18 protein-coding genes and 1 riboswitch are annotated in these 23,128 nt (G+C 61.9%); of the genes, 7 read left to right on the forward strand and 11 right to left on the reverse strand.

Features of this window, described 5'->3' with window-relative positions:
• Positions 1-5 precede the first annotated feature (5 nt).
• The 5 genes from FBAL_RS12725 (at position 6) to FBAL_RS12745 (ending at position 10,695) form a co-directional block, all read left to right on the forward strand.
• Positions 6-3,260, forward strand: coding sequence for an efflux RND transporter permease subunit (locus tag FBAL_RS12725; protein ID WP_013346002.1), 3,255 nt, complete (start codon positions 6-8; stop codon positions 3,258-3,260).
• A complete protein-coding gene (locus FBAL_RS12730; protein WP_013346003.1) occupies positions 3,253-6,297 on the forward strand; it encodes an efflux RND transporter permease subunit in 3,045 nt (1,014 codons plus the stop codon). Before FBAL_RS12725 ends, FBAL_RS12730 begins: the two co-directional genes overlap by 8 nt.
• 119 nt (positions 6,298-6,416) lie before the next feature.
• Complete coding sequence (locus FBAL_RS12735; protein ID WP_013346004.1) at positions 6,417-7,274, forward strand: MBL fold metallo-hydrolase; 858 nt, start codon at positions 6,417-6,419, stop codon at positions 7,272-7,274.
• Complete coding sequence (locus FBAL_RS12740; protein WP_013346005.1) at positions 7,271-7,654, forward strand: hypothetical protein; 384 nt, start codon at positions 7,271-7,273, stop codon at positions 7,652-7,654. Before FBAL_RS12735 ends, FBAL_RS12740 begins: the two co-directional genes overlap by 4 nt.
• A 252-nt stretch (positions 7,655-7,906) precedes the next feature.
• Positions 7,907-7,990, forward strand: a riboswitch (cyclic di-GMP riboswitch).
• 92 nt (positions 7,991-8,082) lie between these two features.
• The gene (locus FBAL_RS12745; protein ID WP_013346006.1) at positions 8,083-10,695 is read left to right on the forward strand and encodes a glycosyl hydrolase family 18 protein; all 2,613 of its coding nucleotides are present in this window, start codon (positions 8,083-8,085) and stop codon (positions 10,693-10,695) included.
• A 62-nt stretch (positions 10,696-10,757) separates the two neighbouring features.
• Here the strand turns inward: FBAL_RS12745 and kdsB are convergent, their stop codons facing one another.
• The 5 genes from kdsB to FBAL_RS12770 form a co-directional block, all read right to left on the reverse strand.
• A complete protein-coding gene (kdsB, locus tag FBAL_RS12750) occupies positions 10,758-11,498 on the reverse strand; it encodes a 3-deoxy-manno-octulosonate cytidylyltransferase (RefSeq protein ID WP_013346007.1) in 741 nt (246 codons plus the stop codon).
• Positions 11,499-11,500: 2 nt separating this feature from the next.
• Positions 11,501-11,680, reverse strand: coding sequence for a Trm112 family protein (locus tag FBAL_RS12755; protein WP_013346008.1), 180 nt, complete (start codon positions 11,678-11,680; stop codon positions 11,501-11,503).
• Positions 11,670-12,656 (reverse strand): tetraacyldisaccharide 4'-kinase, encoded by a 987-nt coding sequence (gene lpxK / locus FBAL_RS12760; protein WP_013346009.1) that lies wholly within the window; start codon positions 12,654-12,656, stop codon positions 11,670-11,672. The genes FBAL_RS12755 and lpxK overlap by 11 nt, the downstream gene beginning before the upstream one ends.
• Before the next feature lie 2 nt (positions 12,657-12,658).
• The gene (gene msbA, locus FBAL_RS12765) at positions 12,659-14,407 is read right to left on the reverse strand and encodes a lipid A ABC transporter ATP-binding protein/permease MsbA (RefSeq protein WP_013346010.1); all 1,749 of its coding nucleotides are present in this window, start codon (positions 14,405-14,407) and stop codon (positions 12,659-12,661) included.
• Positions 14,408-14,478: 71 nt separating this feature from the next.
• On the reverse strand, positions 14,479-16,725 hold the full coding sequence (locus tag FBAL_RS12770; protein ID WP_342633021.1) for a DNA internalization-related competence protein ComEC/Rec2: 2,247 nt from the start codon (positions 16,723-16,725) through the stop codon (positions 14,479-14,481).
• Positions 16,726-16,752: 27 nt separating this feature from the next.
• Between FBAL_RS12770 and FBAL_RS12775 the strand changes: the two genes are divergently transcribed.
• Positions 16,753-17,283: a DUF2062 domain-containing protein gene (locus FBAL_RS12775; protein ID WP_013346012.1), complete on the forward strand. Its 531-nt coding sequence runs from the start codon at positions 16,753-16,755 to the stop codon at positions 17,281-17,283.
• Between the two features lie 68 nt (positions 17,284-17,351).
• On the opposite strand, the gene FBAL_RS12780 is transcribed toward FBAL_RS12775, so the two are convergent.
• From FBAL_RS12780 to FBAL_RS12805, 6 genes are all read right to left on the reverse strand, one after another.
• A complete protein-coding gene (locus tag FBAL_RS12780; RefSeq protein ID WP_013346013.1) occupies positions 17,352-17,900 on the reverse strand; it encodes a sugar O-acetyltransferase in 549 nt (182 codons plus the stop codon).
• 17 nt (positions 17,901-17,917) lie between these two features.
• Positions 17,918-18,199, reverse strand: coding sequence for a peptidylprolyl isomerase PpiC (gene ppiC / locus FBAL_RS12785; RefSeq protein WP_013346014.1), 282 nt, complete (start codon positions 18,197-18,199; stop codon positions 17,918-17,920).
• A gap of 33 nt (positions 18,200-18,232) precedes the next feature.
• Entirely contained in the window at positions 18,233-18,769 is a 537-nt protein-coding gene (gene speG, locus FBAL_RS12790) for a spermidine N1-acetyltransferase (protein WP_013346015.1), read from the reverse strand.
• Between the two features lie 137 nt (positions 18,770-18,906).
• Complete coding sequence (gene lolE, locus FBAL_RS12795) at positions 18,907-20,148, reverse strand: lipoprotein-releasing ABC transporter permease subunit LolE (RefSeq protein ID WP_013346016.1); 1,242 nt, start codon at positions 20,146-20,148, stop codon at positions 18,907-18,909.
• A complete protein-coding gene (gene lolD / locus FBAL_RS12800; protein WP_013346017.1) occupies positions 20,135-20,827 on the reverse strand; it encodes a lipoprotein-releasing ABC transporter ATP-binding protein LolD in 693 nt (230 codons plus the stop codon). Before lolD ends, lolE begins: the two co-directional genes overlap by 14 nt.
• Entirely contained in the window at positions 20,820-22,046 is a 1,227-nt protein-coding gene (locus FBAL_RS12805; RefSeq protein ID WP_013346018.1) for a lipoprotein-releasing ABC transporter permease subunit, read from the reverse strand. The genes lolD and FBAL_RS12805 overlap by 8 nt, the downstream gene beginning before the upstream one ends.
• Before the next feature lie 462 nt (positions 22,047-22,508).
• On the opposite strand from FBAL_RS12805, the gene FBAL_RS12810 reads away from it, so the two are divergent.
• Positions 22,509-23,087 carry a PilZ domain-containing protein gene (locus tag FBAL_RS12810; protein WP_013346019.1) on the forward strand — a complete coding sequence of 193 codons (579 nt, stop codon included), beginning with the start codon at positions 22,509-22,511 and terminating at the stop codon, positions 23,085-23,087.
• The last annotated feature ends 41 nt before the right edge of the window (positions 23,088-23,128 follow it).

The raw sequence follows: 23,128 nt of genomic DNA on the forward strand, positions 1-23,128 counted from the left end.
GCACCATGACCCTTATCCGCACTGCCATTGCCCGCCCTATTACCGTCTGGATGGGCATTCTGACCCTGCTGCTGTTCGGCATGGTGGGCTTCTCCCGCCTGGCCGTGACCCTGCTGCCGGAGATGAACTACCCCACCCTGACCATCCGTACCCTCTACCCCGGTGCCGCCCCGGTCGAGGTGGAACAACTGGTGTCCAAGCCGATCGAGGAAGCGGTCGGCATCGTGAAGGGGCTGCGTCGTCTCAGCTCCACCTCACGGGCAGGACTGTCCGACATTCAGCTGGAGTTTGAATGGGGCACCGATATGGACCTGGCGGCCCTCGATACCCGGGAAAAGCTGGACGCCATCCTGTTACCGCTGGACATCGATAAGCCACTGATTCTCCGTTTTAACCCCAATCTCGACCCGGTGATGCGCCTTGGCGTGCAGACTGACGCCAGCGATGAGGCCAGCCTTATCGCCCTGCGCAGCTGGGCCGACGACGACCTGAAGCGCCAGCTTGAAGCGGTACCGGGCGTGGCCTCGGTGCGTCCCTCCGGGGGACTGGTGCGCGAGGTTCAGATCCTGGTGGACCAGGACAAGCTGGCCCAACTCAACCTCAGCCCTGATGAGTTGGTTCAGCGCATCAACGCAGAGAACATCAACCTCTCCGCCGGCAAGCTGACCCAGGGCAGCGAAGAGTTACTGGTGCGCACCCTGAATCAGTTCGACAGCGTCGACGCCCTCGCCAACGTGATTGTCTATCACCAGCAGGGCCGCCAGGTTCGGCTGCGTGATGTGGCCGAAGTGCGGGACGGCTTCGCCGAGCGCACCGACATCTCCCGGGTGGATGGCGAAGACGCGGTGGAACTGTCGCTCTACAAGGAGGGCGATGCCAACGCGGTTCAGGTGGCCAATGCAGTCCACGCCAAACTGGCGGAACTGGCCAAGCGTCCGAACGCCCGCACCATTACTGTGCTCTATGACCAATCCCGCTTTATCCAGGGCGCCATTGATGAAGTGACCTCCGCCGCGGTCATTGGCGCAGTATTGGCGATGCTGGTGATCTATCTGTTCCTGAGGGATATCCGTCCCACCCTGATCATCTCACTCTCCATCCCCATCTCCGTGGTGGCCACCTTTAATCTGATGTACTTCGCCGACATCAGTCTCAATTTGATGTCGCTGGGTGGCATCGCCCTGGCGGTGGGTCTGCTGGTGGATAACGCCATTGTGGTGCTGGAAAACATCGACCGTCAGCGCCAGCTGGCGGGCAACAGTGAAGCACCGCAAGCCCGGGCTGAAGCGGCCCGTAAAGGCACTGCGGAGGTAGCCGGAGCCATCACCGCCTCGACCCTCACCACCCTTGCGGTGTTCGTACCACTTCTGTTTGTTGAGGGGGTGGCCGGGGCGCTGTTTGGCGACCAAGCCCTCACCGTCGCCTTTGCCCTGGTGGCCTCCTTACTTGTTGCCCTGACGGCCATTCCGATGCTGGCTGGCCGCCGGGGATTCCAATGGCCCAAAGGGGAAACCCGTCCCAAACGCCCGCTGCCCGACAGCCGTTGGGGCCGTACCCGGCACTACGCCACCACGGTGTTCTCCTTCCCCTTTTCGGTCTTGTTCCGCTACATTCCGGCGCTGCTGTTTACCCTCGGCCTGATCCTGGGACGGGCCATTAAGCGACTGGCCGGTGCCCTGTTTGCGCCACTGGCCTGGCTGTTTCAGAAGCTTTATGGCGCCCTGGCCTGGTTCTATCCCCATCTGCTGGCACTGGCGCTGCGCCAACGCGCCGTGACCCTGCTGCTGGCACTGGCGATAACCGGCACCGCCACGGCCTTATTACCGCGGCTGGGTATGGAGCTGATCCCGCCGATGAATCAGGGCGAGTTCTACCTCGAGGTGCAGCTGCCGCCGGGCACCGATGTGCGCCGTACTGACGAAGTGCTCAATCGATTGGCTCAATCGATATTGTCTGACCCCGCAGTGCATCACGCCTACTCACAGGCCGGCAGTGCCGCCCTGCTCTCCTCCGCGTCCAGTCGCAGCGGTGAAAACTGGGGCCGGTTGCAGGTGGTGTTGGCAGACGCTGACGCTCAGGCCTCGGTCATGGCGACCCTGCGCCAGACCGCCGCCCGCATTCCCGACCTGGAGACCGAGCTGAAACAGCCGCAACTGCTGACCTTCAAACAGCCGTTGGCCATTGAGCTGGCGGGCTATGACCTTGACCACCTCAAACAAGCCAGCACGGCACTGGCCAAGGCGCTGGGCGCCTCACCACGGTTCAGTGACGTCACCAACAGTCTGCGTGACGGCCAACCGGAGCTGGCGATTCACTTTGATCACGCCCGCCTGGCCGCACTGGGGTTGACTGCGCCGGACGTGGCCAGCCGTCTTGCCACGCTGGTGGGGGGCACCGTCGCCTCGCGCTACACCCTGGCGGACCGCAAGATCGACATCCGCCTGCGGGCCGATGAAGCCACCCGCGACCAGCTGGATGACATCCGCGCCCTGATCGTCAACCCCGGCGCCCGTCATCCGGTGCCGCTGGATGCGGTGGCCACCATCGAGCAGAGCATCGGCCCGGCTGCCATCAACCGTATTGCGCAGCAGCGGGTGGCCATCGTCAGCGCCGGTCTGGCCGAGGGCACTCTGAGTGAAGGGGTCGACGCGGCACAGCAGCTGGTGCAGCAACTGGCCCTGCCTGCGGGCATTCAGATCACCTTTGGCGGCCAGAACGAAGAGATGGAGCAATCCAGCCAGTCGCTCAAGATTGCGCTGCTTCTGGCGGTGTTCCTAGTCTATATCGTGATGGCCAGCCAGTTTGAATCGCTGTTGCACCCGCTGCTGATTCTGGCGGCGGTGCCAATGGCACTGGCGGGGTCGGTATTGGGCCTGTGGCTGACCGGCACCCCACTGTCGGTGCTGGTGTTTATCGGCCTGATCATGCTGTGTGGCATTGTGGTCAATAACGCCATTGTCCTGGTCGACCGCATCAACCAACTGCGTGGCCAGGGCCTCGACCGCATTGCGGCGATTGAGCAGGCGGCCGCCAGTCGCCTGCGCCCCATCCTGATGACCACCCTCACCACCACCCTGGGTCTGCTGCCGATGCTGCTTGGCCTGGGGGAAGGGGCGGAACTGCGCGCGCCGATGGCGATCACCGTCATCTTTGGCCTTGGCCTCTCGACGCTGCTGACCCTGGTGGTGCTGCCGGTGCTGTACGCGGTGTTCGACCACGGCCAGCGTCGCCAGCCGGATGCGGAGGTGCAGCATGGCTAATCGCAACAACCTGACCCGCCTTGCTCTCCAGCGCCCGGTCACCGTCACCATGGCCTTTATTGCCATGTTGCTGTTGGGTCTGGTCGCCACCCGCCTGTTGCCGCTGGAGATGTGGCCGGGGCTGGAGATCCCCCAGATCACCGTACAGGTGCCCTACCAGGGCGGTTCGCCGGAGGAGGTGGAGCGTGAGATCACCTCGGTACTGGAGGAATCGCTGGCAACCCTCTCCGGGGTAAAACGGATGCGCTCCGGTTCGAGCCAGAGCGAATCCTGGATCCGAATGGACTTTAACTGGGACGAGTCGATCGCCAGCAAGGTGGTCGAGGTGCGGGAGCGGGTCGATTCGGTTCGTCACCTGCTGCCGCAGGATGTGGAACGGGTGATGCTGTGGCAGTTCTCCACCGCCGACATGCCCATTCTGACCCTGCGCCTCTCCTCCCGTCGCGACCTGTCCGGTGCCTGGGACTTGCTGGATAAGCAGCTTAAGCGTCCGCTGGAGCGCCTGAGCGGCGTCTCCAAAGTGACGCTGTACGGGGTCCAGCCCCAGGAGATCCAGATCCGGCTCGACCCGGACCGCATGATCGCCCGCGGCATCGATGCCAACTGGCTGAGCCAGCAGCTGCAGGCGCAGAACTTTGTGATCAGCGCCGGTGACCTGCGCACCGGCTCCGCCCTGTGGCAGATCTCTCCCAAAGGGGAGTACCAAAGTGTCGAAGCGATGCGGGAGCTGGTGGTGCGCCGCGGCGTTAAGCTGGGCGAGATCGCCGACGTCCAGTACCGCCGCCCGGAGATGATCGATGGCCGTCACCTTGACCGTGACTACGCCGTTGGCCTGGACGTGTTTAAAGAGTCCGGCGCCAACCTGGTGGAGGTGGCCGACCGGGTGCTGGCCGTGGTGGAAACCGTACGGGCGCATCCCCAGTTTGAAGGCATTGAGCTGTTTGTGATGGATGATCAGGCCGCTGGGGTGAAGTCCTCACTGAAGAACCTCGCCAATGCGGGCCTCATCGGGGCCGGGCTCTCCTTCCTGGTGCTGTTCCTGTTCCTGCGCAATCCGCTGACCACCCTGATCATCGTGGTCTCCGTGCCGCTGTCGGTGGCGATCACCCTTGGCGCCATGTACCTGATGGGCTATACCCTCAACATCCTGTCGATGATGGGCCTGCTGCTGGCTGTGGGGATGTTGATCGACAACGCCGTGGTGGTCAGTGAAAGTGTGCTTCAGCAGGACCCGAAAGATCGCTTCAACGCCGTGACGAACGGGGTCGACAAAGTCGCGCTGGCCGTGATGGCCGGCACCCTGACCACCGCCATCGTGTTCCTGCCCAACATCTTCGGCGTTAAGGTGCAGCTCACCGTGTTCCTCGAACACGTGGCCATCTCCATCTGCCTCTCTCTGCTGGCCAGTCTGCTGATTTCGCGCACCCTGCTGCCGCTGCTGCTGTATCGCTTTGCTCACCTCGGGCAGAAAGCCAAAGTGGCCCGCGCACCGCGCTATCGCAAGGCCCTGAGCTGGACCCTGGATCACCCCAAAACCAGTGGCCTTATCGCCATACTGCTGTTGGCCAGCACCGCCCTACCGGTGTCTCAGGTGACCGCGACCGATGACGATGAGGGCAACGATGAGCGCCTCTTTATCAACTACAACCTCGAGGGGCGCCACAGCCTGCAGGTGACCGAGGGGATGATCAACCAGATGGAGGAGTACCTGTACGCCAACCAGGAGGCGTTCCATATCGACTCGGTCTACAGCTATTTTTCCAACGACAATCTGCAGACCACCCTGCTGCTGAAGACCCCCCTGCCGGAGCCCCGGGCTGACCTGATGGAGCGGGTACGGGAAGGTTTTCCCAAGTTCGCCTATGCCCGACCCGAATTTGGCTGGCAGGGCGGCGACGACCGTGGCATGCGGGTCTATCTGCGGGGACGGTCTACCACCACCCTGATCGAGCTGGCCAGCCAGATCACCCCGATGCTCAGCCGCATCGAGGGGCTGTCCGATGTGCGCAGTGAGTTGGATGGCGGTCAGCGGGAGCTGTTGGTGCAGTTTGACCGGGACAAGCTGGCCCGCCTCGGCATGAGCGTTAAAGACGCCGCTCAGGTGCTGGCCACGGCGTTGCGGGGGCAAACCCTGCGCTCGTTCCGTCATGACCCGAACGGTGAAGTGCAGATCCGGCTGCAGTGGGATCCCCTCTGGCGACAGTCCGCCGACCGCCTGCAAGCCCTGCCGCTGGGCCAGCAGGAGGGCAAAGTGATCACGCTCGGACAGGTGGCGAAGTTGCATGAGCAGCCGCGGCTGGAGGAGATCCGCCACGAAGGTCGCCAGACCGCACTGGCCATCGGCGGAAACGTTGACGACCGTGACCTGAATGAGCTGCGCGAGGAGATCACCGCGCTGATGGACACCATCGCCCTGCCCGAGGGTTACAGCTACAGCTTCGGGGGCAGCTTCCAGTATCAAGATGAAAGCCAGGCCCTGATGGTGACCAACATGCTGCTGGCGGTGGCGATGATCTACATCGTCATGGCCGCCCTGTTTGAATCCCTGCTGCTGCCTACCGCCGTGATAAGCGCCATCCTGTTTTCCATCACCGGGGTGTTCTGGACCTTTATGCTGACCGGCACACCGATGAGCATCATGGGGATGATCGGCATTCTGGTGCTGATGGGAGTGGTGGTGAACAACGGCATCGTCCTGGTGGACCAGATCAACCAGCGGCAACCCAGCCTGGAGCAGATGAAGGACGCCATCGTTGAAGCCGCCAGCACCCGCTTACGGCCGGTGCTGATGACGGTGTCCACCACCATCCTGGGATTGCTGCCACTGGCCCTAAATGACACGCGTCTGGCCGGCGGTGGCCCCAGCTACACACCGATGGCCTTCGCCATTATTGGTGGCCTGGCCTTCTCCACCCTGACCAGCCTGTTTCTGGTGCCCTATCTCTATCTGATGCTGTGTCGTTTGCGGCACCGGGTCGCGACCGGGGTGGGTAATGTGCTGGCCTGGCGCCAGCGGGCCCTGCCAGGGTGGCTCTGATACCACATTAACTCAATGGGCCCGGCGCAAGCCGGGCCACTGTGTAATGATTCGCTTTTGACCAACATCACAATCGGTTAGGCTTGACCGAAAACCGACGTTAACACGGAGCGAACGGAATGTTACGCGCACCCCTACTGTTGCTGTCCCTGCTGTTGTCCCCTGCCCACGCCGGGCCCGATGACCGTTTCACCGACGTGCAGATAACCCGCACCGAATTGGCCAGTGGTATCCATATGCTGGTGGGCGCCGGTGGCAATATCGGCGTCAGCAGCGGCCCTGATGGCATCCTGATCATTGACGATCAGTTCGCGCCGTTGGCGGACAAGATTGAAGCGGCCCTGGCTCAGATCCAACCCGGCCCGGTGCGCTTTGTGGTGAACACCCACCACCATGGCGACCACACCGGCGGCAACGCTCACTTTGCCCGACAGGGCACGGTGTTTGCCCACCAAAACGTTCTCAAACACCTGCAGGCCGACGACAGCACCAGCCCGGCGCATTGGCCGGTGGTGACCTACCAGGACGGCATCGCCTTCCGCTTCAACGGCCAGTCAATCCGTGTTCGCCACTTAGGTGCAGGCCACACCGATGGCGACTCGGTGGTGTGGTTTGAAAAGGCCAATGTGCTGCACATGGGTGACCTGTTCTTTAAAGACCGTTTCCCCTACGTTGACCTGGCCCACGGCGGCACCGTGCGCGGCTACGCCGAGCGGGTGCGCGAGGTATTGAGCTGGACCAACGACAACACCCGCATCATTCCGGGCCATGGCAGCCTCGCCAACCGGGCCGACCTGACCCGATTCCTGACCATGCTGGACGACTCGCTGACCTGGGCCGAATCGATGAAAGGCCAACCCAAAGAGGCCTGGCATCAGGCTGGCGTGCCCGAGGCCTATAAAGACTGGTCCTGGCAATTTATCGGGGAGTCACGTTGGATAGACACCCTTTGGGAGGAGATGGAGACCCAACCATGATGGCGTTAATTCTGTTTGTCGGCGCTGCGGTAGTGTTGGCGCTGCTGCCGGTATACTTGGGGGCTCGCTTGCTGCGGGTGGGCAACCCGGCATGGTGGGCCGCATTGCTGGCAGTGGTGGCCATTCTGGCTTTGCAGGACCTGGCAATGAAGTATATCGACGACATTGAGCTGGCCTGGCTGGCAGCCTGTCTGCTTGGCGGGTTCGCCTTCTCACTGATGCTGGATACCAGCTACTGGCGCGGCCTGGTGATTGGGGCTTTGGTGCTGGGTCTGCAGTTTGCTGTGACTCAGGTTCTGCTGGACGGTCAGCCTCCGGCAGAGGCGCTGAATAATCGAATCCTTGCCGCTCAGGAAGAGCTGTGGCCGGAGTACCGCTGACCCGCCCAATCTCGCCCGCTGCACCAGCTTACATCTGACTTACGCCGGGAGGAAGTGGATCGGAAACGGTCACTTCCGCCCTCCAGACCCGCCCAAATCGCACACCCCAGAACACACAGGAAGTACCACTTCCGCACCCAGCCCGCCACCAAAGGAAGCCCTGCTTCCGCCCCACCCCATTGCGAAAGGCGTTTTTTCTGCCCTAATCTGACGCCGGTGACAACGCTGTCATTTGTACCTCACAAGTGGTCACTGTGATAAAGGCAAACCGGTCGAAAGGCCGGGACGCAAAGCCTCCGGTCTAAGGGCATCGCCTAAGATAGCGGGGATACCATATTTGAGATGGGCGTGACCCTCAGGGTCAGGCCCCCATTTCAGACTGCTTTGCGAGCCTTATTGAACTCAATCTCACAATAAGGACAACCAACATGTTCGCAGCGAAACCCACCGTTACGGCCCTGCTCGTCGCGGGAGCACTGTGTCCCTCTGCCTGGGCCGCGATTCCGGCAAAGCCCTCAATCGCTGGTGACACCCACTTTGCGGTCATTGAGGTCGACCACGGGGCGACCAGCTACAACCAGTTGATCAATGTCAAACCGGCTGCTGAAGTGTCTGTCAGCTGGAGCTTGTGGCATGGCGAGCTTGGCGACACCGCCAAAGTCTTGCTGGATGACCAGGTGGTTTGGCAAGGCCCGTCAGCGGCTTCCGGCACCGCGGAATTTGAGGTCAGCAAGGCCGGTCGCTATCAGCTGACCGTCGCCCTGTGTAATGCGGAAGGGTGCACCAGCAGCGACCCGATGTCGATTCAGGTGGCGGATACCGACGGCAGTCACCTTGCCCCTCTCGATCTCCAGTTGAAAGAGAACAATCGACCCTACACCAACACCAGCGGCAAAGTGGTGGGCGCCTATTTTGTTGAGTGGGGCGTCTACGGGCGCGCCTTCCCGGTGGAAAAGATCCCTGCTCAGAACCTGACACACATCCTTTACGGCTTCATTCCGATTTGTGGCGGCGATGGCATCAATGACGCCCTCAAGTCGATGCCCCAGAGCTACGCTGCCCTGCAAAGCTCCTGCAGCGGTCGGGAAGATTTTACCGTCACCCTGCACGATCTCTGGGCCGCCGTTCAGATGCCGCAAGGGGATCTGAAGAACTGGCAGGATCCCTACCGGGGCAACTTTGGCAACCTGATGGCCCTGAAGCGGACCTATCCTGACCTCAAGATCCTACCCTCCATCGGTGGCTGGACCCTCTCCGACCCCTTCTTCCATTTTGCCGACGAAACCAAGCGCAACACCTTTGTTGCCTCAGTGAAGGCGTTCCTGAAAACCTGGAAGTTCTTTGATGGTGTGGACATCGACTGGGAGTTCCCCGGTGGCGAAGGCGCCAACCCGGCGCTGGGCAGCGCCAGCGATGGTGCCACCTACCTGACCCTGATGGCTGAACTCCGTGCCATGCTGGATGAGCTTGAGGCCGAAACCGGTCGCCGCTATCAACTGACCTCAGCCATCAGCGCCGGTGACGACAAGATTGCCAAAGTCGATTATCAGCAGGCGCAACAGTATATGGACCACATCTTTGTGATGACCTACGACTTCAATGGCGCCTGGCAAAATACGTCTCTTGGTCATCAGACCGCACTCTATGATGCCCATTGGGACCAAGACACCCGGTACACCACTGCCAAAGGGATCCAGGCCTTGCTGGGCCAGGGGGTCGAACCCGGTAAACTGGTGGTCGGTGCCGCCATGTACGGCCGCGGCTGGAGTGGCGTATCCGGTTATCAGGATGGCAACCCCTTTACCGGCACGGCCAGCGGCCCGATCAAAGGGACCTGGGAGAACGGTGTGGTGGATTACCGCCAAATCGCCAATGAGTTCTCCGGCCCAGATTGGCAGCATAGTTATGATGAATCCGCCGAAGCGCCCTACGCGTTCCACCCCGCTACCGGCTCCCTGGTCACTTACGATAATCCGCGCTCGGTGATTGCCAAGGGGGAGTACGTGCTGGCCAACGACCTCGGTGGCCTGTTCGCCTGGGAGATCGACGCCGACAATGGCGACATTCTCAATGCGATGAATCAGGGGCTGGGCCACGACGATGGCAGCGGACCCGCACCGAACCGGGCTCCGATTGCCAACGCAGGCGCCGATCAAACGGTCGTCGGCCCGGCACAGATTACCTTGCGTGGCAGTCAGTCCCGAGACCCGGATGGCGACCCACTGAGCTACCAATGGGCACAGAGCAGCGGACCTGTGGTTACCCTGAGTGACGCAAATTCCGCCAATACCAGCTTCTCACTGGCGGCCACAGACGAGACGGTTCAATATGGCTTTACTCTGACCGTCACCGATCCGGATGGCCTCTCCGCCAGCGACAGCGTTATCATCACCAACCAACCGGAAACGCCCAACCAAGCACCAACCGTGGTGCTGCCAGCACAGGTGACTGCGACCTCCGGTGCCAGCCTGAGCCTTACCGCCGAAGCCAACGATCCGGACGGCAACCCTCTGATCTATCAATGGCGACTGCCAACTGGCCTCAACAGCAACAGTCTGAACCAGAGCACCCTGACACTGACGGCTCCGGTTGTGACCGAACCCACGACCTTCACCATCGAGGTGCTGGTCTCTGACGGCAGTCTCGATGCCCGCGCCAGCACCCAACTGACCGTTACGCCAAGCGACAACAGCGGCGGCAATGGCGGCGGCAATGGCAGTTGTGCCACTACCGATCCGAACGCCAGCCAACTGCAGGCCTGGTCCGCCGACGCCATCTATGTTGGCGGCGACAGGGTTAACTATCAGCAGTTGATCTGGGAAGCGAAATACTGGATTCGGCATGACGCGCCCAGCCTCTCCCACGATGCCTGGACCTTAGTCAGTGATGTGGAGTTCGGATGGTCTGCGGATGTGGTCTATAACGGCGGTTCGACTGTGGACCATCAGGGCCGCCGTTGGCAAGCGGCCTGGTGGACCCGCGGGGACGAACCGGGCACCACCGGCGTTTGGAAAGATATCGGCCCGGCCAGTTGCCAGTAACCCCGGACAGCCAGGCATAAAAAACGCCGCGCATCTGCGCGGCGTTTTTTTGGGGCCCGGTATCAGGCCAGGTGAGCGCGAACCCGCTCCAGATCTTCCGGGGTGTCCACCCCCGCTGGCGGCGGCTCCACCGCTGCGGCGACGTGGATCTTCTCACTCTGGTACAGCACCCGCAGTTGCTCCAGAGACTCGATGGTCTCCAGCGGACTGACCGGCCAGGCCACGTAGCGACGGATAAAACCGGCTCGGTAGCCGTAGATGCCAACGTGACGCATCGCCCCATCGCTGACGCCCTGGGCTACGGCAAAGCCGTCACGGTCCCACGGAATCGCGGCACGGCTGAAGTAGAGTGCATGACCGTGTTGGTCACACACCACTTTCACCGCATTGGGGTTATGCATCTCTTCGGCGTCTTCAATGGCCACCGCCAGGGTCGCCATGGAGGCACTGCCCTGAGCCAGGTTCTGCGCCAACTGGTGAATGTTGGCGGAGGGGATAAGCGGCTCGTCCCCCTGCACATTCACCACGATGGCATCGTCCGCCAGCGCCAGGGTGTCGACCACTTCGGCCAGGCGTTCGGTACCGCTCTGGTGGTCCGGTGAGGTCATCACCACCTCACAACGACCCGCCAGTGCAGCCTGCACCCGCTCATCGTCGGTGGCCACGATCACCCTCTCAGCACCGGAGGCCAAAGCGCGTTCCACCACGTGCTGAATCATCGGCTTGCCGGCGATATCCACCAGCGGCTTACCCGGCAGGCGGGTAGACGCATAGCGCGCCGGGATCACCACGATAAAGCTCATGCTCAGGCCTCGTCGCGCAGGGGCTCGGCCCGGTCTTCCAGCAGAACCGGAATGCCTTCGGTGATCGGGTACACCAGTCGATCCGCCTTGCAGATCAGGCGGTCGCCTTCACGGTCATATTCCAGCTTACCCTTGCAAACCGGGCAAGCGATGATCTCCAGCAGCTTGTTATCAAAGCCCATCGAGCGATTCCTTCAACTTACGCAAAAATTCGGTATCAAAATTCCGCCCCAAACTAGCAGTAACCGGTAGGTAATACCAGTTGGAGCGGGCAAAGCCGCGACACTTGACCGCGTCTTTTTCGGTCATCACCAGCGACTGGCCAGTGTCGGTCAATTGGGTCAGGATATCAGCCTCGTAAGGCTGGTGATCCGCAAATCCGTGACAGGCGACCGGCGCCATTCCCAACGAACGCAGGGTGTCGAAAAAGCGCGGCGGATGGCCAATACCCGCCATCGCCACCTGGGGTGCAGGCGGTTCAGCCGGGCCGGAGCCATCCACCCGTTGCCATTGGTCGGGCATCAGCGTCATGGCGTATTCGCCTGGCTGGGCCTCGCCGCCATTACAGACCCTCAGGTCACACTGCTGCAGCCGCGCCGGCGTCTCGCGCAGCGGGCCCATCGGCAACAGCCAGCCATTGCCAAACCGACGCTGGCCGTCGATGACGGCGACTTCAAGCTGTCGTGCCAGACGGTAATGCTGCATGCCATCGTCACTGATCAGGACATCCACTTCGCCACTGTCGATCAGCAACTGTGCTGCGGCGACCCGGTCAGGCCCCACCGCCACCGGCACGCCGGTGCGCTGGGCCATCAGGGCGGGCTCATCGCCACAGTATTCCGCTGGCGTGTCGGCGTCCACCCGGTAGGGATAGTGCGGCGCTTTTCCGCCATAGCCGCGGCTGATGATGCCGGGCCGGTACCCGGCTTTCTGCAACAGCGCCACCAGATAGAGCACCGTCGGGGTCTTGCCGTTCCCACCAACGCTGATGTTGCCGACCACCACCACCGGCACAGAGAGGCGCGGTGACGACAGCCAGCCCCGGCGGTATAACCAGCGGCGACTGACACTGATAAGGGCAAACAGGGCGGTCAGCGGGGCCAGCAGATAGAGGGCCGGGTGGCCCTGTTGCCACGCCCGTTCCAGCGCCTTGCTCATACTCAGTCGCTCGCTTGCAGCTGTTGCAGCTGGGCGTAGATGCCACCGTGGTTCATCAGGTCGTTGTGATCGCCCTTCTCAACGATGGCGCCCTTATCCATCACCACGATCTGGTCCGCATTCTCAATGGTGGAGAGTCGGTGCGCGATCACCAGACAGGTACGGCCCTGCTGAAGGGTTTCCAGCGCCGCCTGAATGGCACGCTCGGATTCGGTATCCAGCGCTGAGGTCGCCTCATCCAGGATCAGGATGGGGGCATCACGCAACAGCGCGCGGGCGATGGCAATACGCTGGCGCTGGCCGCCGGACAGCAGAACGCCATCCTCACCCACCAGGGTGTCGAGCCCGTCCGGCATATCCTTGACGAAATCCATCACGTGCGCCGCTTCCGCCGCCGCTTCGATCTGCTCGCGGGTAACGGCTTCATCGCAGGCGTAGGCGATGTTGTTGGCGATGGTGTCGTTAAACAGAATCACCTGCTGGGACACCATGGCGATCTGATTACGCAAGCTGGCCAGAGTAACGTCACGAATGTCCTGACCATCAATGGTGATGGTGCCACTGGCGATGTCGTAGAAACGGGGCAACAGGCTGGACAGTGTGGACTTGCCGGAGCCGGACCGCCCTACCAGGGCCAGCGTCTGCCCGGCCGGAATGGCCAGGTCGATCTGCTTCAGTACCGGATCGGATTCCTCGTTGTAGCGGAAGGTGACGTTGTCAAAACGCACTTCACCCTTAACCCGCTTGAGCTCAACGCTGCCGTTGTCCACCGCTTCGGCTTCGTCCAGCACTTCAAACACACTGCTGGCCGCAGCGATGCCACGCTGGAATTCGGCGTTGACCCGGGTCAGGTGCTTAACCGGCGTCATCAGGCCCATCATCGCGCCGATAATGGCGACAAAGGAGCCCGGGGTCAGGCTGTCCAACACACTGGGGAAACTGGCCGCAAACAGCACCACCGCCAGCGCGATGGAGCCGATGATCTGGATTGCCGGTTGGCTGATGGCCTGAGCCGCCGCCAGTTTCATGTTCTGCTGACGGGTGTGGTTGTTCACCTTGTCGAAACGCGCAGACTCCACCTCCTGGCCCCCGAAGGCCAGCACGTTACGATGGCCCTTGAGCATCTGCTCAGATGCACTGGTCACCCCGCCCATGGCGGCCTGAATGTTCTTGGAGATCTTACGGAAGCGGCGGCTCACTATGGTGATCACCCAAGCCACCACCGGACCCACCAGGAAGAAGATGGCGGACAGTTGCCAGCTCTCGTAGAACATGATGAAGAGCAGGCCGATAACGGTAAAACCGTCACGCACCATGCTGATCAGCGCGTTGGTGGAGGCGCGGGATACCTGCTCGGTGTCGTAAGTGATTTTGGAGATGAGATCGCCACTGGAGCGGCTGTCAAAGTAGGTCACCGGCAGCTTCAGGTACTTCTCAAACACCGCCTGGCGCATGGAACGAATAACGTGCTGGGAAACCCAGGCCATGCAGTAGGTGGAGACAAAGTTGCCGAGGCCGCGGATCATAAACAGGCCAACCACCACCAGGGGGGCCCATTTGAAGGTGCTGGCATTACCGTCGGCCAGGCCGCTGTCGATCAGCGGTTTGACCAGATAGATCATGGCGGCGTCAACACCACCGTAAACCATCATCGCGATGATGGCCGCAATAAAGGCCATCTTGTAGGGCAGGACATAGGGCCACAGTCGTTTAAAAGTGGGCCAAACCTGGCTCTGATTTTCTGCGCTCATGAACGCCTTAGGGCTAATGATTCAAAGGGGCCATCATACCCCCCACGCACGGCGATACCAATGTTCGGGCGCTATTTTGCGTCCTGTTGCCTGTTATACCACCAGGGGGAGCGATGGCGACGCTGACTGATCAACCTCGCCGGTTGTCCCGGCCAGAAGCCAACCGTGATCTGCCCCTCCTGGCCCACCACCCAAACCTGGCTGTCGATGGCCCGGTAACGGGCCAGTACCGCCGGGTGGGGAAAGCCCCAGCGATTACGATAACCCGCTGGCACCAATACCCACTGTGGTGAGAGTGCCGCCAGCCACCCGGGTGAACTGGAGGTGGCAGAACCATGGTGAGGACTTACCAACACCGATACCGGCCCTGCAACGCCGGCTTCCACCATTAACGCTTCAGCGTCCGCTTCGATGTCGCCGGGAAGCAATACGCTGTGAACGCCATCGCTGATCCGCACGGTGCAGGAATCATTATTGTCGATGGCGCGCGCTTCGGCCGGTCCGGCTGGCGCCCGCCACCAACGGAGGGTTAACCGATGCCACTGCTCTTCGCCCTGACAGGCGCCCCCAAGGCCCCGATATGCCAGAACAGGCAAGGCGTCACGAATCGCCGGTACCCCACCGGCGTGATCGTTGTCGCTGTGGCTCACCACCAGATAATCCAGTCGTTCAGCGCCCCGCTCCCGCAGCATCGGCAGCACCGCCCGCTCGGCATAACGATAGCCGCTGACAAAGGCGGCACCAGTGTCGTACAACAGGAAATGTCCCTCCTGCTCCACCACCACCGCCAGCCCCTGCCCCACATCGATAAGGTGAAGTTGCCAGGGCGGCTCGGGGCGCCAGAGTCGCCAGCCAACCACCAGCAACAACACCATCAGGTACACCGGCCAAGTTCGCCAGGGACGCAGCAGGCCCATCGCCAGCGCCAGCAACACCACCAGCAGACTGACCGCCGCCTCGCTGTTCAGGTGGCCGCCCAGCAACGGCCAGCGTTGCTCCGCCCACAGCGCCCACTCTGACAATACGGTCACCAAGGCCAGTGCCTGATCCGCCAGCCACAGCGGTGTGGCTGCCCACTCCGGCACAACAATCGCCATCATCCCCGCCAGCAGGCACAACGGCAGCACCAACAGGGAAAACAGGGGCAGCGCCAGAGCATTGGCCCAGATCCCCTGCAGGGTATAGGTCTGGAACCAGGCCCCCTGTATCAGGGTCATCACCAGTGCCAGCCCCAATTGCAGGTAGAGCAGATAGCCCAGTTTGGCCCAGCGCCCCTCAGGCGGCGGGCGGCACCAGTTCAACATAAGCAGCGTCACGACCGCCCCGAAAGAGAGCCAAAACCCGGCACTGAGCGCCGCCAGCGGTTGCAACAGCAACACCAGCGCCGCCGCACGTAACGCCAGTTCCCAGGGCCTGGCTTCGTGACAGCGCCACAGCAATGCCAGCGCCAGCAGCACCATCACCGCCGCCCGGCGGGTTGGCAGAGCGTAGCCGGCCAGCGCCGCGTAGCCCAACACCAGCGCGCCACAGATCAGCCACAGCACGCCCTGCCCTTGTCCGGTGGCGCTGGGCCGGAACCGGGACAGCCCTTTGCGGCCCAGCCACAACACCCAACCGGCCACAATACTCAGGTGCAGGCCGGAGATCGCCACCAAGTGCACCAGCCCTGAGCTTCGCAGCGCTTGCCAACGGTCATTGCCGATGCCGCGTCGGTCCCCCAGCACCAGCGCCCGCAGCAGATCGCCACGGGGCAACGCAGACACCTGGTTCGCCAGCCGTGTGGCCAACACCCCACGCCAATGCCGACTATCCTCCAATATCAGCCCATTACGGATATAGCCCGTGGCGCTGATCCCCTCCGCCAGGGCCCGTTGACGGGCGTTGCCCCCGCCCTGGTTAAGGATCCCGGAGGGGGGCTTAAGACGAACCTGAAGCTGGTAGCGCTGCCCCAGAGCCAGCACCGGTGCGCCGTACCAGCCCAGCGTGACCCGGTCTGGCCACCAAAGTGAAAAGGTTTCGCCATTTATGGCCTCGACCTGCCACTGGGATCGCTGGTATATTTCGTCGCCGACTGGCAGAGAGGCCACGCGCGCCACCAGAGTCACGTCGCCGGAATGAAGCGGCCGCTCCGGATGGACCAGCCGATGGGCCTGCAGGTGAAACAGCGTCACCCCCAAAATCCATCCCAGGAGCAAAGGGTAACGACGCAGCAATACCACCGCAGGTATACTGAATAGCAAAAGGGGCAATGGCACTAGGCCCGGCCAGATGATGGCCGACAGCAAGGCGATAACCCAGCCCAGTAGAAGTCCGTTCACTGAACGTTTAGGTAATATTCAACCGTTATGCCGAAGAAGACGATCCAGAGATTCATGCCGGATCCGGAAGTGATCCGCCAGCACAAAAGCCTGCGCCTGCTCGGGCCATGGATGCAGCGTGCGAGTCTTTGGCATCTGAATCGACGCTCCGCCTCCGGAGCGTTGGCCCTCGGCATGGTGGTAGCATGGATCCCGATCCCCTTTCAAATGGTGGTGGCGGCGCTGTTCGCCATTCTGGTGGGGGTAAACCTGCCACTGGCGGTAGCCACCGTCTGGATCTCCAATCCGGTCACCATGCCGGTAATGTTCTACGCCGCCTATCTTTGTGGCACCTGGGTGATGGACTGGCCCCGCACCGGTTTCCATTTCGAACTGAGCTGGCATTGGCTGACGGAGAGCATGCACGCCTTCGGGCCCCCGTTTTTTCTGGGCTGCGCCATTCTCGGCATCGCCAGCGCCGCCTTCACCTATCTGGTGATCAACAGCCTGTGGCGCTACGCCATTCTGTTCAGTTGGAAGAAGCGACGGGAACTGCGCAGCACCCGCACTCCGCGCTAAAGCAAAACGGCACCCAAGGGTGCCGTTTTTCGTTGTATCTCATTGGTATCGCGAAGGCCGCTGCCCCCCTAAGCCAATGATTTGATCACCTTAGCCGGAACCCCACCTACCAGGGTATCTGCCGGCACATCCCGGGTGACCACCGCGCCAGCGGCCACCACGGCACGCGCCCCAATAGTGACCCCCGGATTGATCACCACATTGCCGCCAATCCAGGCATCCTGCTCGATGCGGATAGGCTGGCACAGGGTCTCCCACTGACGGCGCTCAAGATGGTTGAGGGAATGGGAGGCGGTATAGAACTGCACGCTCGGCCCCACCATCACGTTATCGCCAATGTGGATCTCCGCCCCATCGAGCATCACCACGTTGGTGTTGATAAAGCAGCCGCGGCCAATGCGGATGGTCTTACCGAACTCACACTGAAACGGCGTCCGGACCATCGAGCCCTCCCCCAACTGACCGAACAACTCAGCAAACAGGGGTTGGGTGGCATCGAAAGTGGGGCTTTGGCGGATGCGGTGCAGCAGATCAAAGGCGCGGTCGCGGATGGCGGACAGCTCGGCATCGCCGCCGTTAAATGGCAGCCCCTGAATCATTTTTTGAAATTCGGTCATGGTCGAATCAGCAAAAATCAGGTGCGGTACAGCACCTTGATGATGTGAAAACCAAACTTGGTTTTGACCGGGCCAATCGGCTTCAGAATCGGGCCGGTGAACACCGCCTTGTCGAAGGTCGGCACCATATCGCCTTTACGAAACTCCCCCAGGTGTCCGCCCTTTTTGCCGGACGGACAGGTGGAGTGTTTCTTGGCCAGGGTCTGGAAGTTGGCGCCCTTTTCCAGCTGTTGCAGCAGCTCTTGCGCTTTGGCTTCGTGCTTGACCAGGATGTGCAGGGCACTGGCGGTTTTGGCCATGGGGGTCTCCTCAAAAATCGGGCGCCAATGCTATCAGCTTTTCTCAGCCGCAGCGACGCGTGACAGGTACTCACCCTGCAGCATGTACATGCGGATGGCGTCGCGATAGGCCCCGTCGGTAAAGAACTCCTCCACCAGCGTGCCCTCTTCGATAAAACCAAACTCACGGTAGAGGCGCACCGCGACGGTGTTTTCCACCGCCACCAGCAGATACAGCTTGTGGATGTTGAGCACTTTGAAGGCGTAGTCCACCGCCTTAGCCATCACCGGACGGGCGTAGCCTTTGCCCTGGTGCGCCGGGTCGATGATGATCTGGAATTCGGCACGACGGTGGATATGGGTGATCTCCACCAACTCCACCAGACCAATCGCTTCCCCCTCGCCGTTTTCGGCGATAAAGCGGCGTTCAGACTGGTCATGGATGTGCTTGTCGTAGAGCTGTTGCAGCTCGACAAACGCCTCGTAAGGCTCCTCAAACCAGTACGCCATGATCTGGCGGTCGTTATTGAGGTGGTGAACAAAACGCAGGTCATCCCGCTCAAGCGGGCGAAGGCGGACAACAACGGACATAAGTCTCCCGCGAATACGCGACATCTGAGTTGAACTGAACGGCGCCAGCCCATTGAGGGCCAGCGCCGGGAAAGACGATTTCAACGGTCACCGTGCTCTGGCATCCAAGCATACGTGCTCAGGCCCTGCTGGTCAGCTTAGAGCACCTGAGCCGGTTGCAGGCGACTGGCTTGCCAGGCGGGGTACCAGGTGGCCACCAGCGTCACCGCGAAGGCCAGCAGGCTGACGCTGGCCACATCCTGCCAGTGCAGCTCTGAGGGCAGGAAGTCGATAAAGTAGATGTCTCCGGACAGGAAGCGGATGCCAAACAGCCGCTCCAGCGCCGCCATCAGATCGGACAGTTTCCAGGCCAGAATGGCGCCCAGCGCCGCACCAATCAGGCAACCCAGCAGCCCAGTCAGCGCCCCCTGCACCATAAAGCTCTGCAGGATGCCGCGTCGGCCCATGCCCATGGTGCGCAAAATGGCGATCTCCGCCTGCTTGTCCCGCACCGACATCACCAAAGAGCAGATGATGTTAAAGCTGGCCACCGCCACCACCAGCACCAGCACCAGGTAGGTCAGGGTGCGGATAAGCTGAATGTCGCTGTAAAGGTGACCCTGAGTGCGGGTCCAGTCAGTCAGATACAGCGGGTGCTGCTGAGCAAAACCGATATTGCGGATCAGTTGCGGCGCTTCGAACAGGTTGTCGGCGCGAATGCGCACACCGCTGACGCCGTCCCCCATCCCCGCCAGCTCAGCGGCGGCAGCCAGGTTGGTAAAGGCCACCGTGCGATCAATCTCACCGCCCAGATCAAACAGACCGGTGATGGTCAGGTGCCGGGTGCGGTAACCGGCCAACGGCCCGGCTCCGGCGCGGGGCAGCAGCAGGCTGATGCGGTCCCCCACTTCAACGCCCAATTGGTTAGCCAGCGCTTTTCCCAGCACCAGATTGGGCTGGTTGTCAGTCAAACTGTTCCAGGCGCTGTCGCTCATAAACCGGTGGGCGTCGGAAACGTCCTTCTCCCACTTCGGCAGAACCCCGCGCAGCGCCACGGGCTTCATGGTGTCGCCCTTCTGCAGCATCCCCTCGATCAGCACAAAGGGGGCCGCCGCGGCGACACCGGGCTCCGCTTCGGCACTTTGCACCATCGCTGGCCAATCAATAATCGGGGTATCGATGGCGGTCATCTCGGCATGGGGCACCACCGCCAGCAGCCGGTCTTTCAGTTCCCGCTCAAACCCATTCATGGCAGACAGCACCAGGATCAACACGGTGACCCCCAGTGCCACACCCACCACAGAGGAGAGGCTGATAAAGGAGACAAAGCGGTTGTTGTTGCGAGCCCGCAGGAAGCGCCAGCCAATCTGCAGCGCCAGCGGCCCCTTAGTGTTGAGCATCCGCCGCCTCCAGGTGGCCCGCCTTCATCTCCAGCTGACGGTCCAGTCGCGCCGCCAGGTCACGGTCGTGGGTCACCACCACAAAGGCGGTGCCCTGCTCCGCCGCCAGTTCGCGGATCAGGCTGTAGATCGATTCCGCCGTGGTGGCATCGAGGTTGCCAGTGGGCTCATCCGCCAGCACCAGGGCCGGTTGATTCGCCAGGGCACGGGCAATCGCCACCCGCTGGCGTTCACCGCCGGACAGTTCACCGGGCTTATGGTGGTGGCGCTCGGCCAGACCAACCCGGGCCAGCAGCTCTGCGGCTCGCTCGGCGGACTGCTTACGGCTGAGTCCGGAGATCATCAGCGGCATCGCCACATTTTCCAGCGCAGTAAATTCCGGCAGCAGATGGTGGAACTGATAGACAAAGCCCAGATCGGCGTTGCGCAGACGGTTGCGTTGGGCTTCGGAGAGCCGGGTCAGGTTCTGGCCACGAAACCGGACTTCCCCCTCAGACGGGGTGTCCAGGGTGCCCAACAGGTGCAGCAGGGTGCTCTTGCCGGAGCCGGAGCTGCCCACTATCGCCACCAGTTCGCCGGCGTTCACGGTCAGATTCAAGCCTTGCAGTACCCGGGTTTTCTGCCGGCCTTCCTGATAGACCTTGCCCAGGTCGATGCACTGCAGTAAGGGTTCACTCATAGCGTAAAATCTCCGCCGGATTGACTTGGGACGCCCGCCAGGCGGGATAGAGGGTGGCCAGGAAGCTCAGGGACAGAGCACCACCGACCACACTGGCCACCTGCACCGGGTCGATGATCACCGGCAACGGCTGACCCGGCGGCAGCAACCAGATACCCAGCAGTGACAACACCGGTTGCAGATGGTTGGCCAGCAGCAGGCCGATGGTCATGCCCACCAGAGTACCGAGGGCAGCACTGCTCATCCCCTGTACCGAGAAGATGCCCATCACCTGGCCACGGGAGAGTCCCAGGGTTTTCAGAATGGCCACATCGGCGGTTTTGTCGGTCACCATCATCACCAGCGCCGACACAATATTGAACGCCGCCACGGCGATGATGAGGCCCAGCAGCAGCGACATCATCCGCTTCTCCATCTTTACGGCAGAGAACAGCTGGCCATACTGGCTGCGCCAATCGGTCAGGGTCAGGGTTTCCCCCAGCTGTTGCGGCGCTTTGGCCGCCAGCTCGGCAGAGAGCAGCGGCGCATCAAAGGCATCATTGAGATAGAGGCGCAGGTCCGGGCTCTGGCGCAGCAGGCGCTCGGCGTCGGACAGGTTAACCAGGGCCAGGGCTTTGTCGATGTCGGAACCCAGCTCAAACACCCCGGCTACGGTGAACTGTCGTTGCGCCGGCACCCGGCCCATCGGGGTATAGCGGGCGCCCTGGGCGGTCATCACCCGCACCCGGTCACCGGGCAGCACGTTCAGGCGACGAGCCAGCTGACTGCCCAGGATGATGTGGTAATCGCCGGGGCTGAGGTCTTTCAGCTGACCGTACAGCATGTGGCTGGTCACCACGGAAAGTGGGGTTTCGGTGTCCGGGTCGATGCCCAGCAGCTGCACGCCGCCAAGCTCGCTGCCCCGCTGAACCATCGCTTCCGAGGTCAGCATCGGCACCGCACCACGAATGCGGGGGTCGCCTTGCAACAGGGGCTCAAAGCGGCTGATGGGGCCCTCACCGGCTTCAATCACCAGCTGCGGCACAGCCCCAAGAATCTTGCCCTTCAGGCGCCCTTCCAGGCCGTTCATCACCGAACTGACGATGATCAGCGCCGCCACGCCCAGCGCGATGCCAAGCACGGAGAACAGGGTAATAAAGGAGACAAATCGGGTGTCCTTGCGCGCACGCCAGTAGCGCAGCCCTACAAAGAGCGACAGGGAAGGCAAAGCCTGAGACATAGGGGCCGTTTGGATAAACTCATCAGTTAACAGGGCATTCCGTTACCCGATTCCATCCTGCGGAACCCGGGTCGGGCACGTTCTGTACCATCTGGCTAAAACAGTTCGCCGGTACAACCAAGGTGTTACCGCGCAAAGTCGCGATAAAACAGCGTGTTCAGCGATACTACCCCATACCACCGCCAGAATCCTAGTGAGGCGCTGCCGAGACGGGTGAAAAAATCCGCCGCAATGCGCATTACGGACACCCCTAAGCCGCGGTAGCCGGGCACGGCCGGGAAGTGTTTACCGGTTAGGCAAACGCGCCGGCCGGAAGCGGGTATTTTGGCGTGATGGCGCCGAATTGGGTACTATTCAACAGGTTGTCAGCGGCCGCCCGGACGATGGAATGGACGGTATTGGGTCCGTCCCGGCGCCGCATCCCGATAACACGCCATCATCAACGCACTAAAAGGGAAGATCATGTCCGAGACCGATCCGGGTCTGTTCAGCGTCGAAAGCGACTTTGAGGCCCTGCTGGACCCCATCGACGAAGCCCAATTGTGGCTGTCGGAAAGCGCCCTGACCGACGCCATGCCCAAGGCGTTCGCCCTGATGGCGCAGGTCACCGACCTTGAGAGCCACTGCCTGCCTCTGCTCAAAGGGTTGGAGAAACACGCCAAGGCCCTGGCCGAATACCTGAGCCTGCAATCCCAGAAAATCGATCTGGTGCTGCAGCAGCAGTTGGCTCAGGACCCCAACGCCCATTACCGCGCCCGCGGCCTGCGTTTTGGCGGCTCCGGCGTTACCCTGCAGGTCGACCGTCCATTGGCGGTAGGCCAGGCTTTGGCACTGCGCCTCTTCCTGCCCCATGCTCAGGTGGCGGTGTTTGCCCACGGCGAAGTGAGCCAGGTCAGCGCCAATGACCAGGGCCAGCAGATCGAGGTGGCCTTTACCGCCATCCGTGAGTCCGATCAGGACCGACTGGTACGGGCCAGCTTGCAGATCCAGCAGCGGCTGCTGCGGGAACGCGCCGAACGGCGTCGTGCTGGCGAGCTGTGACGCGCTTTTTTACACTAAACCCTCAACCGAATTCCAAGTCG

It is taken from the genome of Ferrimonas balearica DSM 9799 (assembly GCF_000148645.1).
Taxonomy (GTDB): Bacteria; Pseudomonadota; Gammaproteobacteria; order Enterobacterales; family Shewanellaceae; genus Ferrimonas; species Ferrimonas balearica.